This is a genomic window from Streptomyces sp. SX-6 (assembly GCF_059089585.1).
This window is the reverse complement of the sequence record NZ_JBTHHU010000001.1, coordinates 503,678-517,341: the sequence shown is the minus strand read 5'-3', so window position 1 is coordinate 517,341 and position 13,664 is coordinate 503,678. Positions and strand designations below refer to the sequence as shown.

12 protein-coding genes and 2 rRNA genes are annotated in these 13,664 nt (G+C 73.4%); 9 read left to right on the top strand and 5 right to left on the bottom strand.

Features of this window, described 5'->3' with window-relative positions; all coding sequences use genetic code 11:
* Positions 1 to 126: ribosomal RNA gene (locus ACV530_RS02550) — 23S ribosomal RNA — on the top strand; the annotation flags it as partial.
* A gap of 105 nt (positions 127 to 231) precedes the next feature.
* Positions 232 to 348 (top strand): 5S ribosomal RNA (gene rrf, locus ACV530_RS02545).
* A 74-nt stretch (positions 349 to 422) separates the two neighbouring features.
* Here rrf and ACV530_RS02540 read toward each other — a convergent pair.
* Entirely contained in the window at positions 423 to 1,232 is an 810-nt protein-coding gene (locus tag ACV530_RS02540) for a hypothetical protein (protein WP_494330518.1), read from the bottom strand.
* 93 nt (positions 1,233 to 1,325) lie between these two features.
* Here ACV530_RS02540 and ACV530_RS02535 point away from each other — a divergent pair, with 93 nt between their 5' ends.
* Complete coding sequence (locus ACV530_RS02535; RefSeq protein WP_494330542.1) at positions 1,326 to 2,078, top strand: tetratricopeptide repeat protein; 753 nt, start codon at positions 1,326 to 1,328, stop codon at positions 2,076 to 2,078.
* Between the two features lie 47 nt (positions 2,079 to 2,125).
* Here the strand turns inward: ACV530_RS02535 and ACV530_RS02530 are convergent, their stop codons facing one another.
* Positions 2,126 to 3,415, bottom strand: coding sequence for a DUF1015 domain-containing protein (locus ACV530_RS02530; protein ID WP_494330517.1), 1,290 nt, complete (start codon positions 3,413 to 3,415; stop codon positions 2,126 to 2,128).
* A gap of 75 nt (positions 3,416 to 3,490) precedes the next feature.
* Here ACV530_RS02530 and ACV530_RS02525 point away from each other — a divergent pair, with 75 nt between their 5' ends.
* The gene (locus ACV530_RS02525) at positions 3,491 to 4,519 is read left to right on the top strand and encodes an HAD-IIA family hydrolase (protein ID WP_494330516.1); all 1,029 of its coding nucleotides are present in this window, start codon (positions 3,491 to 3,493) and stop codon (positions 4,517 to 4,519) included.
* 9 nt (positions 4,520 to 4,528) lie between these two features.
* On the opposite strand, the gene ACV530_RS02520 is transcribed toward ACV530_RS02525, so the two are convergent.
* Complete coding sequence (locus tag ACV530_RS02520) at positions 4,529 to 4,876, bottom strand: sterol-binding protein (protein ID WP_494330515.1); 348 nt, start codon at positions 4,874 to 4,876, stop codon at positions 4,529 to 4,531.
* 69 nt (positions 4,877 to 4,945) lie between these two features.
* Here ACV530_RS02520 and ACV530_RS02515 point away from each other — a divergent pair, with 69 nt between their 5' ends.
* Genes ACV530_RS02515 through ACV530_RS02505 form a run of 3 tightly spaced genes read left to right on the top strand, consistent with a single transcriptional unit; the run spans position 4,946 to position 6,904 of the window.
* Complete coding sequence (locus ACV530_RS02515; RefSeq protein ID WP_494330514.1) at positions 4,946 to 5,149, top strand: hypothetical protein; 204 nt, start codon at positions 4,946 to 4,948, stop codon at positions 5,147 to 5,149.
* A 13-nt stretch (positions 5,150 to 5,162) separates the two neighbouring features.
* Positions 5,163 to 5,969, top strand: coding sequence for a TlyA family RNA methyltransferase (locus ACV530_RS02510; protein ID WP_494330541.1), 807 nt, complete (start codon positions 5,163 to 5,165; stop codon positions 5,967 to 5,969).
* Complete coding sequence (locus tag ACV530_RS02505) at positions 5,966 to 6,904, top strand: NAD kinase (protein ID WP_494330513.1); 939 nt, start codon at positions 5,966 to 5,968, stop codon at positions 6,902 to 6,904. Before ACV530_RS02510 ends, ACV530_RS02505 begins: the two co-directional genes overlap by 4 nt.
* Before the next feature lie 261 nt (positions 6,905 to 7,165).
* Here the strand turns inward: ACV530_RS02505 and ACV530_RS02500 are convergent, their stop codons facing one another.
* Complete coding sequence (locus ACV530_RS02500; protein ID WP_494330512.1) at positions 7,166 to 8,587, bottom strand: S41 family peptidase; 1,422 nt, start codon at positions 8,585 to 8,587, stop codon at positions 7,166 to 7,168.
* A 121-nt stretch (positions 8,588 to 8,708) separates the two neighbouring features.
* On the opposite strand from ACV530_RS02500, the gene recN reads away from it, so the two are divergent.
* Both recN and ACV530_RS02490 read left to right on the top strand, forming a co-directional pair.
* Positions 8,709 to 10,469 (top strand): DNA repair protein RecN, encoded by a 1,761-nt coding sequence (gene recN / locus ACV530_RS02495; protein ID WP_494330540.1) that lies wholly within the window; start codon positions 8,709 to 8,711, stop codon positions 10,467 to 10,469.
* A gap of 196 nt (positions 10,470 to 10,665) precedes the next feature.
* On the top strand, positions 10,666 to 11,790 hold the full coding sequence (locus tag ACV530_RS02490; RefSeq protein WP_494330511.1) for a glycosyltransferase family 4 protein: 1,125 nt from the start codon (positions 10,666 to 10,668) through the stop codon (positions 11,788 to 11,790).
* A 225-nt stretch (positions 11,791 to 12,015) separates the two neighbouring features.
* On the opposite strand, the gene ACV530_RS02485 is transcribed toward ACV530_RS02490, so the two are convergent.
* A complete protein-coding gene (locus ACV530_RS02485) occupies positions 12,016 to 13,629 on the bottom strand; it encodes a PucR family transcriptional regulator (protein ID WP_494330510.1) in 1,614 nt (537 codons plus the stop codon).
* Positions 13,630 to 13,664 lie beyond the last annotated feature (35 nt).

Sequence of the window (13,664 nt, the reverse complement as noted above, 5' to 3'; positions counted from 1 at the left end):
AGATGAGGACTCCCACCACCTTAGAGTGGGTAAGGCTCCCAGTAGACGACTGGGTTGATAGGCCAGGTGTGGAAGACCGGTAACGGTTGGAGCTGACTGGTACTAATAGGCCGAGGGCTTGTCCTCATTTGCTCGCGTCCACTGTGTGGTTCCCGGGTTGCGAACAGTCGCACCGGTGAACTGGTTTACTTAAATTGAAAAGTGTGCTTGTTCGCTAGAACCCGATAGGGTTTCGGTGGTCATAGCGTTAGGGAAACGCCCGGTTACATTTCGAACCCGGAAGCTAAGCCTTTCAGCGCCGATGGTACTGCACGGGGGACCGTGTGGGAGAGTAGGACGCCGCCGAACAATCTTTCAAGGACCCCTGGTCCCGGCGTACACGCCGGCGACCAGGGGTCCTTTTTGTATTTGCATTTGCCTTTTTAATTCTCGATGAGCGTCTGCCGATCGGCTGCGCGAGAATGACTGTGGGACTGAAGACAGGAGTCACCTCGATGTCCACCAACTCTTCCGGGGACCGGTCCGGCGGTGAACGGGGCGGCTTCCGCCGCGACGACCGCGGCGGCTACCGCCGTGACGACCGTCCGTCCTTCCGTCGCGACGAGCGTCGCGACGACCGCCGTGACGACCGCGGCCCGCGTCGTGACGATGACCGTGGTGGTTTCCGTCGCGATGACCGTCGCGATGACCGCGGTGGTTTCCGCCGTGACGACCGCGGTGGTCGTCCTGGTGGTGGCTTCGCTCCTCGTCGTGATGACGAGCGTGGCGGTTTCCGTCGCGATGAGCGTCGCGATGACCGTCCGTCCTTCCGTCGCGACGAGCGCCGTGACGACCGCGGCCCCCGCCGCGATGACGAGCGTGGTGGCTTCCGCCGTGACGACCGTCGCGACGAGCGCCCCTCCTTCCGCCGCGACGACCGCCGTGACGACCGCGGCCCCCGCCGCGATGACGACCGCGGCCCGCGTCGTGATGACCGCGGTCCTCGCCGCGATGACGAGCGCGGTGGCTTCCGTCGCGATGATCGTCCGTCGTTCCGTCGTGACGAGCGCCGTGATGACCGCGGCCCCCGCCGTGACGACGACCGTGGTGGCTTCCGCCGCGACGACCGTCGCGACGAGCGCCCCTCCTTCCGCCGCGACGACCGCCGTGATGACCGCGGTCCTCGCCGCGATGACGACCGCGGCCCGCGGCGTTCGTTCCGGGACGACCGGGACCGCCAGGGTGGCGGGCACCGTGGGCGCGACGACCGTTCCCGTGGGGGGTACGGGCGTCGTGACGACCGCGACCGTGACCGGGAGCGTGGCGACCGTGAGCCGGTGAAGCGGCTGCCGATTCCCGACGACGTCACCGGCGAGGAGATCGACAAGGACGTCAAGCAGGAGCTGATGAGCCTGCCGAAGACCCTTGCCGAGGACGTCGCGCGCAACCTCGTCATGGTCGCCAACCTCCTGGACGAGGACCCGGAGCAGGCGTACGGCTACTCGCGGGTCGCGCTGCGGCTCGCGTCGCGTGTGGCTGCCGTGCGCGAGGCCGCCGGCTTCGCGTCGTACGCGACCGGCAAGTACTCCGAGGCGCTGGCCGAGTTCCGGGCCGCCCGCCGGATGACCGGCTCGGTCGAGCTGTGGCCGGTGATGGCGGACTGCGAGCGTGGCATGGGCCGCCCGGAGCGTGCGCTGGCCATGGCCGGCGAGCCCGAGGTGCAGAAGCTCGACAAGGCGGGGCAGGTCGAGATGCGCCTGGTCGCCGCCGGTGCCCGTAAGGACATGGGCCAGGCGGAGGCGGCCGTGGTGACGCTGCAGAGCCCCGAGCTGGCGTCCAGCTCCGTCCAGCCGTGGACCGCCCGTCTGCGGTACGCCTACGCCGACGCGCTCCTCGAGGTGGGCCGCGAGGCCGAGGCGCGCGAGTGGTTCGCCAAGGCCCTCGAGGCCGACCAGGGCGGCACGACGAACGCCTCCGACCGGCTCGCCGAGCTGGACGGCGTGGAGTTCACCGACGCGATGGAAGAGTCGGAAGAGAACGCCGAGAGTGCTGAGACTGCCGAAGAGGCGGGCAAGGACAAGGGCGAAGAGCAGAGCTGATCGTTGACGTGCCGAGGGCGGAACTCCGAAAGGGTTCCGCCCTCGGTTCAGTTGAGCGCGAGGCTCCGCAGCACCAGCCCCGTGGCCGGTTTCGGGCCGAACGACGTCGACTTGCGGGGCATCGTGACGCCCTGCTCGGCGAGTTCGCGTACCACGTCCTCGCTGACGGGGTGCATCAGCACGGCCGTGCCGCCGTGGCGTTCGGCCTGCTCGACGGCGGCCGATGTGTCGTGGATGTAGCCGATGTACTCGGGGGCGTCCGGCACCTGCCAGACGTGTTCCAGGAGGGTGGAGTGCAGGACCGTCGCATCGAGTTCCTGCCACGCCTTGGGACGGTCGGCCGGAACCGTACGGGCCAGCAGTTCAGGGTCCGGCTGGTCGAGGAGGTGGAAGCGGCCGTCGCCGGCGAGCAGGAAGGCGTTGCCCTCCTTGCCGGACGACGAGGCCTCGGCCAGTGTCTCGAGGGCGCGCGGCAGTGCCACGTCGAGCGTGCGTACCCGGAAGGCGTCGCCGAGGGCCGCCAGCGCTTCAGCGACGGGGAGGCCGTGCAGCAGCCGGTGGATGGCGCGTACCCGCAGCGGATAGCGGGTGGTGTCCACGAGCAGGACGAGGCCGAAGTCCCAGGGCCCCGGCTCCGGTTGCTCGGCCCGCAGGCGCAGATAGGTGGCCCAGCGGTGGTGGCCGTCGGCGATGAGGGCCTGCTGGCGGGAGAGGTCGTCGCCGATGAGCGACAGGTCGTCCGGGCCGGTGACCGACCATAGCCGGTGGGCGTAGCCGTCGTCGGTGGTCGTCGAGAGCAGCGGCTCGGAGCGGATGACGCGTTCGATGACGGCGGCGGCGCCCTGCTCGCTGCCGTTGCTCCGGTAGGAGAACAGCAGGGGCTCCAGGTTGGCGCCGGTGTCGCGCATCAGGGCGGCGCGGTCCTCGACGATGTGCGGCATGACGTCCTCGTGGGGGAGGACGATGCCCTCCTCGCGGGGTGTGAGCTGCAGGGCGCCGATGAGACCGCGCTGGAGTATGCCCTCGCCGCGCTGTTCGTAGACGTAGAGCGCGGGTTCGGGATCGGGGGCGAGGATGCGTTCGGCCTGCCAGCGGCGCAGGGTCTCGGCGGCCTGGCGGTGGCGCTCGGCCGCGGTGGGTGCCTGCGGGAGGATCAGCCGGACGATGTTGTGGGGATCGGCGGTCTCCAGATGCCTCAGGCCGTCCGGCCGTACGACGACGTCGTACGGTGGCGAGGTCACGGCCGCGAGACTGCCCACGCGGTCGGGGACATAACGCAGCCCTCGGAAGGGAGCGAGTTGGAGACCTTGCTTCCCTGCTCGGTCTGGAGTGCTCATTGGGAAATGTTATGTCCCACGGCCGGATGAGCAATGATCGAAACAGAGACGAACAGCACAAGGAGTGGACCCGGCATGAACCAAGGCGTCCGTACCCGTCCCGCCGGAAGCGCAGAGCGGCTCGGCACGGCCTATGACACGGCACTGCTGGACCTGGACGGCGTGGTGTACGCGGGCGGCGAGGCCATCGGCCATGCCGTGGAGTCGCTCGAGGCGGCCCGCGCGGGCGGGATGCACCTCGCCTACGTCACCAACAACGCCTCGCGGACCCCGGAAGCGGTGGCCGCGCACCTCACCGAGCTGGGCATACCGGCCGAGCCGGCCGAGGTGATCACCTCGGCGCAGGCGGTGGCGCGGCTGATCGCCGACCAAGTGCCCGCCGGGTCCAGGGTCTTGGTGATCGGTGCCGAGGGGCTGCGGGTCGCGCTGCGGGAGCGCGGCCTGGTGCCGGTGGAGTCGGCGGACGACGACCCGGCCGCGGTGGCGCAGGGCTACGGCGGGCCGGAGATGCCGTGGTCGCGGCTGATGGAGGCGTCGTACGCGGTGCGCCGGGGCCTGCCGTGGTTCGCGTCCAACACGGACCTGACGATCCCGAGCGCCCGGGGCATCGCGCCGGGCAACGGCGCGGCGGTGGAGGTCGTACGCATCGCCACGGGCGCCGAGCCGCAGGTCGCGGGGAAGCCGCTGCCGCCGATGCACCGCGAGACGGTGCTGCGCACGGGCGCGGAGCGGCCGCTGGTGGTCGGGGACCGGCTCGACACGGACATCGAGGGCGCGCACGCGGGCGGCGTGGACTCGCTGCTCGTCCTGACCGGGGTGACCACGGCGGCCGTGCTGCTCGCGGCGAAGCCGGAGCACCGGCCGACGTACGTGGCCGAGGATCTGCGGGGGCTGCTCGAGGCGCAGCCGGCCGTGGCGGCGGCGGGCGACGGCTTCGGCTGCGGCGGCTGGACCGCGTCGGTGCGCGGCGACGAGCTGGTGCTCGAGGGCGGCGGCGAGCCTGTCGACGGTCTGCGGGCGCTGTGCGGTGCCGCCTGGACGGCGGCGGGCGACGGGTCGTGCGGCCTGGACGCCGGGAAGGCGCTGGCCCGCCTGGGGCTGTAGCCCGTTCCGTCAGAACAGTGAGCGCAGCCGGAGTACGTCGCGCAGGGAGGCCTGGATGCGGATGCGGCCCGAGGTCCAGGCCCGGACGAAGTTCAGCCGGCCGTCGACCAGCGCGAGCAGATCGTCGCCGGCCATCTCCAGGGCGATCTCGGCCCGGCGTTCCGGGACGCCTTCGACCGCCTTCACCTCCTTGAGGTGGCCCTCCCTGAGGTGGCCCACGAAGGTGGTGTCGAGGTCGGTGACGTGGCAGCTCAGCGAGCGGTCGAGCATCGCGGCGCTGCGGAGCTCGCCGCTCGCCGACGCGAGGTTCGCCGCAAGCCGGTCGAGTGCGTCGAGGCACTCCTCGATGGTGGCCATTGCCCTGGACGGTACACCGGGTGGAGGCGAACACCGGACAAGCACCCGTTCCGAGGTAGCGTCGGGACCATGAACGACCCGAATCCGCTCGGCGTCCCGCGGCACCCCACCGGCAACGCCGGAGTGGACGGGCGGCTGGCCCGTCTCACCGACGCCGACCACCTCGACGTCAGCGGCCACCTGGAGGTGTACGAGGATGTACACCAGGGGCTCCGTGACGCGCTGGCCGCGCTGGACCGGCCCCTCGCCCGTCCGTACGACAACAGGAGCTGAACCGCACGTGGCAGTGACCCGCCGCCGACTCGACGCGGAGCTGGTGCGCCGCAAGCTGGCCCGTTCGCGCGAGCACGCGAGTCAGCTGATCGCCGCAGGCCGTGTGACCGTCGGCGGTGCGACCGCGACCAAGGCCGCCACCCAGGTGGAGACCAGCGCCGCTCTTGTCGTGGCCAAGGACGACAGCGACCCGGACTACGTCTCGCGCGGCGGGCACAAGCTCGCGGGCGCGTTCGCCGCGTTCGTCCCGCTCGGCCTGAAGGTCGAGGGGCGGCGGGCACTGGACGCGGGCGCGTCGACGGGCGGGTTCACGGACGTGCTGCTGCGGGCGGGTGCGGCGCATGTTGTCGCCGCGGACGTCGGTTACGGGCTGCTCGCCTGGTCGCTGCAGAGCGACGAGCGGGTCACCGTGAAGGACCGTACGAACGTCCGCGAGCTGACGCTGGAACAGATCGACGACAAGCCGGTCGACCTGGTGGTCGGCGACCTGTCCTTCATCCCGCTCGGCCTGGTGCTGCCCGCGCTCGTGCGCTGTGCCGCGCCCGACGCGGACTTCGTGCTGATGGTCAAGCCGCAGTTCGAGGTCGGCAAGGAGCGGCTCGGCAGCGGCGGTGTCGTCCGCAGCACGCAGCTGCGGGCCGAGGCGGTGCGTACGGTCGCCGGGCAGGCGGCCGGGCTGGGGCTCGGCGTCCTCGGCGTCACGGCCAGCCCCCTGCCGGGGCCGTCCGGCAACGTCGAGTACTTTCTGTGGCTGCGCGCCGGAGCACCCGAACTGGACCCGGCGGACGTTGACCGTGCAGTGGCGGAGGGGCCCCGTTGACCACTTCAGAAACACCAGCACAGACCGAGGGCGTGGGGCGACGCACCGTTTTCCTGCTCGCTCACACCGGCCGTCCGGCAGCCATCCGCAGTGCGGAACTCGTCGTCCAGGGACTGCTGCGGTGCGGCATCCGGGTGCGGGTGCTCGCGGAGGAGGCCGCCGATCTGCCGCTGCCCGCCTCGGTGGAGCGGGTCGAGGCCGGCCCGGGCCGGCCGGACGTGCTCGAGGGGTGCGAGCTGCTGGTGGTCCTCGGCGGTGACGGCACCCTGCTGCGGGGCGCGGAGTTCGCGCGGATCTCGGGCGTGCCGATGCTCGGCGTCAACCTGGGGCGGGTCGGCTTCCTCGCCGAGGCCGAGCGGGACGACCTCGACAAGGTCGTCGACCGGGTCGTGACCCGTGCGTACGAGGTCGAGGAGCGCATGACCCTCGACGTGCTGGTGCGCACGGACGGTCATGTGGTGCACACGGACTGGGCGTTGAACGAGGCGTCGGTCGAGAAGGCCGCGCGGGAGCGGCTGCTCGAGGTCGTCACCGAGGTGGACGGGCGGCCCGTCTCCCGGTTCGGCGGCGACGGCGTCGTGTGCGCGACACCGACCGGGTCGACGGCCTATGCGTTCTCGGCCGGCGGGCCGGTGGTGTGGCCCGAGGTCGAGGCACTGCTGATGGTGCCGATCAGCGCGCACGCGCTGTTCGCCAAGCCGCTGGTGACGACACCGGACTCGGTGCTCGCGGTGGAGGTGCAGCCGCAGACCCCGAACGGCGTGCTGTGGTGCGACGGCCGCCGGAGCGTGGAGCTTCCGGCGGGCGCGCGGGTCGAGGTGCGGCGGGGGATCGTGCCGGTGCGGCTGGCCCGGCTGCACCATGCGTCGTTCACGGACCGGCTGGTCGCGAAGTTCGCGCTGCCGGTGGCCGGTTGGCGCGGGGCGCCGCATTAGCCTGCCGGCTCGTGGGGGATGCGGGTTGCGGTGATCGTGTGTTCCGCCGGACCCTCGCCGTCGTGGTACCGCGCCGTTGCGGCGGGCTTTTTCCCGGGGCTTCGCCCCGGGGCCCGGGCCCCCGGGTGGTCGGAATGCCTGCTGCCTGGCCGGCAGTCTCCCGGGACCCCGGGGTCCGGGGGCGCGTGCCCCCGAGTCCTTCGCCGTCGCGGCGGCGATCAGCCACGACGGGGCAGTCCGGCGGTGCCACACGCGCCGTACCTACGATGAAGATCCGCCGGACGCGGTCTGGTTCCCCAGCCAGGCGCGGGCCTTCGTCAGGGCCGAGTCGTGGTGGGTGTCCAGGTCCCGCTTGGTGAAGACGTCCGTACGGACCGTCGGGGGCACCCCCGTGATGTCGTAGGTCGTCCGGCCGTCCTTCGCGCTCAGGAACTCCTCGTTGGGCAGCCAGAACCGCCAGCCGTTCGGCAGCCGCCGTTCCAGCTCGTCGGAGAAGATCCCGTAGGTGTTCCCGCCGAAGCTCTTCGTCTCGCCCGGGCGGACCGTCAGGGCCTGGGTGAGGGTCTCGCCGGCGCTGATCGTGAGGGGGCCGGTCAGGACGGCCAGGGGGCCGGACCGGACCGGGCCCCGGTGCGGGCGGACCGTGACGGGCTCGGCGGGCGTGAACTTCCGGGGATCACGGGCGTCGTCGCGCGCGTGCTTGAGGTACGCCGTGTACGGCCGGTCCGTCAGCCGCTCGGCCACCCGCAGGGCGAGCCGGTCGGAGCCGCCGCCGTTGAGACGCAGGTCGAGGACGAGTCCGTGTGTACGGGTGGAGGCGAAGACCTCGTCCAGGGCTCGGTCGAGGGCCTTGCTGTCGGCGTCGAAGCCGCCCTTGGCGAGGTTCTGGAAGGCGGTGATGCGCAGGTAGCCGACCCGGCCGGGGAGTTCGGCGAACGCGATCTGCCCGTCCGCCCAGCGGTGCCAGCGGTCAGCGGCGAGGCCGGTGCTCTCGTCGACCGTCCTGAGCAGCTTCTCCCGCTCCTCGGGGTTCGGCAGGGCGACGTCGTCACGGTGGCCGCCGAAGCCCATGGTGGGCTTGCCGGGGTTGTCGACCATGCCGGTGTGGCCGTCGTGCAGTGGCTCGATCATCTGCTGGAGGACGGTGAACAGTTCCTTGTCGTTCGCCGCGGCGGCGGCCTTCGGGCGGAACCGTTTGCGGACGTCCTGCCAGTTGATGTGCTTCTTGGCGAAGAACGGATAGTTCTCGGCGTATGTCTGCCAGAGGACGTCGAAGACCCGGAGGTTGTCCTTGGCCGACTCCTGGCACCTATCGGGCAGCGCGGCCATGCGGCGCAGTGTGCGGTGGCCCACGTTGTCGGCGAAGGACAGCTCCGCGCGGTCGTGGCCGTGCGCCGTCACGGTGATCGGCGCGTCCGTGCCCTGCCGGAAGGTGCCGGGGGTGCCGGTGGCGGTCGCGTCCGTCACGCCCGGCAGGCAGCTGACGGTGGTGGTGTCGTACATCCGCAGCCGGCGCCCGCCGTTCTCGACGGAGACGATCGTGCCGTAGCCGTCCATGCGCCAGGTGCCCTCCAGGGCGGAGGCCTGACGGGGCGCGGCGAGCGCGCTGCCGATGCCTTCGAGGGTGGTCAGGGCGATGGCGGCGGTGGCGAGGAGGGCGGCGCCGCGGGTGCGTGCGTTCATGGGTGCAAGGCTCCTCCGCGGGATGTGCCGGAACCATGGAGCCGTCACCCGGACCGGTGGTGGGGCTGTCCCCAGGAGGGTTGGTGGGGGAGGGCGTCGCGGGGGCGCCGGGGAACCTCGTATCGTCGTATCCGTGTTGGAGGAGATGCGGATCCGGTCCCTGGGCGTCATTGATGACGCGGTGGTCGAGCTGTCACCCGGTTTCACCGCCGTGACCGGTGAGACGGGCGCGGGCAAGACCATGGTCGTCACCAGCCTCGGACTGCTGCTCGGCGGGCGCGCCGACCCCGCCCTGGTGCGCGTCGGCGCCAAGGCCGCGGTGGTCGAGGGGCGCATTGTGGTCGACGGCGGCTCGCCCGCGGCCGTACGGGCCGGGGAAGCGGGTGCCGAGCTCGACGACGGCACGCTGCTCATCAGCCGTACGCTCTCCGCGGAGGGCCGCTCGCGGGCCCACGTGGGCGGCCGGAGCGTGCCCGTGGGACTGCTCGGCGAGCTCGCGGACGACCTCGTCGCCGTGCACGGCCAGACCGACCAGCAGGGGCTGCTGCGCCCCGCCCGGCAGCGGCAGGCCCTCGACCGGTACGCGGGCGAGGCGGTGGCCGGGCCGCTCGCGGAGTACGCCGAGGCCTACCGCAGGCAGCGGGCCGTGTCCGCCGAGCTGACCGAGCTGACCACGCGTGCCCGTGAGCGCGCGCAGGAGGCCGACCTGCTGCGCTTCGGGCTCGAGGAGATCGCCGACGCCGAGCCGCTGCCCGGCGAGGACGCCGAACTCGCCGCCGAGGCCGGGCGGCTCGGCCACGCCGAGGCCCTGGCCTCCGCCGCGACCGTCGCGCACGCGGCCCTCGCCGGGAACCCCGAGGAGTCGGAGGCCGTCGACGCGGCCACCCTCGTCGCCGGGGCGCACCGTGCGCTGGAGGCCGTACGGTCCCACGACCCGGCGCTCGCCGCGCTCGCCGAACGCATCGGCGAGATCGGCATCCTGGTCGCGGACGTGGCCGGGGAGCTGGCGGGGTACGCCTCCGACCTGGACGCGGACCCGCGCAGGCTGGCCGTCGTCGAGGAGCGGCGCGCGGTGCTGGCGCACCTCACCCGCAAGTACGGGCAGGACATCACGGACGTCCTCGCCTGGGCCGAGCGCAGCGCCGCACGGCTGGGCGAGCTGGAGGGCGACGACGACCGGATCGACGGGCTCACCGCCGAACGCGACGCCCTGCGCGCCGAACTGGGCGTGCTGGCCGGGATGCTGACCGACGCCCGGACCGAGGCGGCGAAGCGATTCGCCGAGGCGGTCACGGCCGAGCTCGCCGAACTCGCCATGCCGCACGCCCGGGTGAGCTTCCGGATCGGCCGGACCGAACTGGCCGACGAGGACGCGGAGTCCGGCATCGAGGCCGGCGGCCGGGCCGTCGCCTTCGGCCCGCACGGTGTCGACGAGGTCGAACTGCTCCTCGCCCCGCACCCCGGTGTCCAGCCGCGCCCGATCGCGAAGGGCGCGTCGGGCGGTGAGCTGTCGCGGGTGATGCTCGCCGTGGAGGTCGTCTTCGCGGGGTCGGACCCCGTGCCGACGTACCTCTTCGACGAGGTCGACGCGGGCGTCGGAGGCAAGGCCGCCGTCGAGGTGGGCCGCCGGCTGGCCCGGCTGGCGCGGAGCGCGCAGGTCGTGGTGGTCACCCACCTGCCACAGGTGGCCGCGTTCGCCGACCGGCACCTGGTGGTGGAGAAGACCCACGACGGCTCCGTGACCCGCAGCGGCGTGCAGGCGATGGAGGGCGAGGACCGGGTGCGCGAACTCTCCCGCATGCTGGCCGGCCAGGAGGACTCCCGGCTCGCGCGCGCCCACGCGGAGGAGCTCCTGGCGGCGGCCCGCGCCGCCGTCGGCTGACGACCCACTGTGGACGGGCACCCGATCCCCGAACCGGGTGAATCCGTGGAAGTACGGGCGAGACAGGGCACGCGAACCACGGGGCGGCGGCGCCGTGATGTCGGTGCCGGCTGGCATTCTGTGGCACGGCACCGCGACGGACGTGCGTGCCGTACGTCCGCCCGCCCCGTCGACGCCGAGCCAGGAGGCTCCTCGCGTGAGCAGCACATCCGCCGTGTCCCAGGGGCGACCGCCCTTGCACGCCGTCCAGGTGCTGGGCAGCGGCAGCGCGGGCAGCGGAGCGCATGTGCGGTCGCTGTCCGCGGGGCTCGTCGCCAGGGGGCTGCGGGTCACGGTGTGCGCGCCGGGGCGCACGGAGGCGCGGTACGGATTCGGTGAATCCGGCGCCTCGTTCGAGCCGTTGAGGGCCGGCCCCGACGCCCTGGCCGTCGCCGGGATCCGGGCGGTGAGCGCGGGCGCGGACGTGGTGCACGCGCACGGTCTGCGCTCGGGGGTGCTGGCGGCGCTGGCCCTGCGCGGGCGCGCCACACCGCTGGTGGTCACCTGGCACACGCACGTGCGCGCGGCGGGGGCGCGGGCGCACGTCGTCCGGCTCATGGAGCGCCGTGCGGCGCGTACGGCGAGTGTGGTGCTCGGTGCCTCGTCGGACCTGGTCGACCAGGCGCGGCTGCGCGGCGCCCGCGACGCCCGGCTGGCGCCGGTCGCCTTCCCCGCGCCGCGCGCCGTCCCCGACGAGGACGACGAGGACGAGATGCCGCGCCACAAGGCGCGCGCCGAGCTGGGGGCCGTGGGCCGGCCGTTGCTGGTCGCCGTGGGGCGGCTGGAGCCCGACCAGGGGTACGGGCTGCTGCTCGACGCGGCCCGCGCGTGGCGTGAACTGGACCCCGAGCCGCTGCTGATCGTGGCGGGCGAGGGCCGCGAACGGGCCGGGATGCAACGGCGGATCGAGGAAGAGGCGCTTCCGGTACGGCTCGTGGGCCGCCGCGACGATGTGCCCGAGCTGCTGGCGACGGCGGACGTCGCGATCATGCCGAGCCGGTGGGAGGCGCGGTCCCTGCTGGCGCAGGAGGCGCTGCACGCGGGGGTGCCGCTGGTCGCCACGTCGGTGGGCGGCGTGCCCGATCTGGTCGGCGAGGCCGCGGAGTTGGTGCCCTACGGCGACGCGTTCGCCCTGGCCGCCGCGGTGACGCGGCTCCTGGGCGACCCGGTGCGCCGCACGGAACTGGTCGCCGCGGGGCGGTCCCAGGTGGGGACGTGGCCGTCGGAGGACGACACGGTGGCGCATGTGCTGGCCGTCTACGATGAGTTGAGCGGGCGCTAGCGCCCGCCGGCGGATCGTGGGGTGTTCCGCCGTGGGGTCTTTGCCCCGGTCCCGCCCTTTCGCCGTTTCCTGGGGCTGCGCCCCAGACCCCGCTTGTCGCGGCTTCGCCGCTCGTCCTCAAGCGCCGGACGGGCTTGATAGTGCCGGGCCGGGCGCGAAAGTTCAGCCCGTCCGGCGATTGAGGACAACCGCGCGCAGCGCGGTTTCGGGGGCCACAGGACACGGCTACGCCGTCCAACGGCGTGCCCTCAGGGCCAGGTTGAGGGACAGGGTCGTCTGCGGGTCCTCCAGGTCCGCGCTCAGCAGGCGGGAGATGCGGGCCAGGCGGTCGTAGAGGGTCTGGCGGTTGAGGTGGAGGGCGCGGGCGGTTTCGGCCTTGCGGCCCGCGTGGGCGAGGTAGGTCTCCAGGGTCGGCAGCAGCGGCGGACGGGCCGAGGCGTCGTGCGCGAGCAGCGGGCCGATGACGCGCTCGACGAACGCCGCCAGGTCCCCGTGGCAGCGCAGCCGCCACAGCAGCAGGTCGACGTCCAGCTGCCGCACGTCGTGCCACGGCCGGTCCGGGAGCCCCTCCGCGGCCGTGGCCGCGTCGGCGGCGTGCCGCAGGGCCGCGCCCGCCGTCGCCCAGGTGGCCGGGGCGCCGGCCACCACGACCGGCCGCCGGGCCGCCGCCCGTGCCGCGCCCGCCCGCAGGGCGGTGGCCAACCGCCCGGCGACGGCCGCCCGTTCGGACTCGTCGCGCAGGCCGGCCAGCAACGGCATGCGGCCCTCCGGGAGCCGTACGCCCAGCAGCACCGGCACCCCCACCGCCGCCAGCTCCTCCTGGACGGCGCAGGTCAGCGCCGCCCAGTGGTCCGGCCCGTCCGCCGGCAGCGGGTCCGCGGGCAGGCGCAGTACCACCGGCAGCAGCGGGCCCGGGCCGGGGCGGAAGCCCAGGGCGCGGGCCTGCGCGGGCGCGTCCGCGATGTCGACGCGCTCCTCGGCGAGGGCGGTGAGGAAGTCGCCGCGGCCGCGTGCCGCGAGTTCCTCCTCCTGCCGGGCCTGGAGGAGGACGAGCGCCAGCAGCCCGGCCGTACGGTCGGCGGCGATCCGGTGTACGGGGGCGAGCGGCGCGTTCACCGGCAGTACGGTCAGCCGGGCCCGTACCGCGCCGGGGCCCGGACCCCGGCCGGGGATGTCGGTGACCAGGCTGCCGGCCAGGCCCGCGGTGCGCAGGCCGTCCCACACCTGGAGCGGATCGGCCGAGCCCGGCGGGGCGGGGGAGGGGCCGGCCGCGTACAGCAGCCGGCCGTCGGGGGATTCGAGGAAGACCGGGTTGCCCGCGAAGTCCGCGAGGAGGTGCAGGACTTCGGGTATGCCGCCGCCGGCCAGCAGTACCTCCGTGCACTGGCGCTGCACGTCCTCCGCCCGTCGCAGCAGCGCGTAGTGCTCGTTGACCAGCTCGGTGTGGATCTCCTCCGTCACCGCCACGAAGGGCACCTCCCGGTGCAGCTGGACGAGCGGCAGCCCATGGCTGCGCGCCGTGTTCACGGCCGCGGCGGGCAGCGCCGGGATGCGCGCGCCGAGTTCGACCACGAGGGCGGCGATGCCGCGTTCCGCCAGCCCGCGCACGAAGGCGCGCTGGTCGGCGGGGCGGGTGCCGAGTCCCAGACCGGTGGTGAGCAGGAGTTCGCCGCCCTTGAGCAGGGCGGCGATGTTGGGGGCCTCGCCCGCGTGCACCCAGCGCACCGGCCGGTGCAGCCGGTCGGCGGCGGCCACGACCTCGGGCAGCCCGCGGCGCAGCGCGGGCAGTTCGAGGGCGCGGGCCACGGTGATGCTTCCCTGGGCGTGCTGCGGGTTCATGACCGGAACCTACGGGATGCGCGGGACCGGGACGC

Coding starts and splice junctions, on each gene's coding strand:
- ACV530_RS02525 (WP_494330516.1), top strand. CDS start 3,491: ATGAACCAAGGCGTCCGTACCCGTCCCGCCGGAAGCGCAGAGCGGCTC.
- ACV530_RS02520 (WP_494330515.1), bottom strand. CDS start 4,876: ATGGCCACCATCGAGGAGTGCCTCGACGCACTCGACCGGCTTGCGGCG.
- ACV530_RS02485 (WP_494330510.1), bottom strand. CDS start 13,629: ATGAACCCGCAGCACGCCCAGGGAAGCATCACCGTGGCCCGCGCCCTC.
- ACV530_RS02515 (WP_494330514.1), top strand. CDS start 4,946: ATGAACGACCCGAATCCGCTCGGCGTCCCGCGGCACCCCACCGGCAAC.
- ACV530_RS02530 (WP_494330517.1), bottom strand. CDS start 3,415: ATGAGCACTCCAGACCGAGCAGGGAAGCAAGGTCTCCAACTCGCTCCC.
- ACV530_RS02500 (WP_494330512.1), bottom strand. CDS start 8,587: ATGAACGCACGCACCCGCGGCGCCGCCCTCCTCGCCACCGCCGCCATC.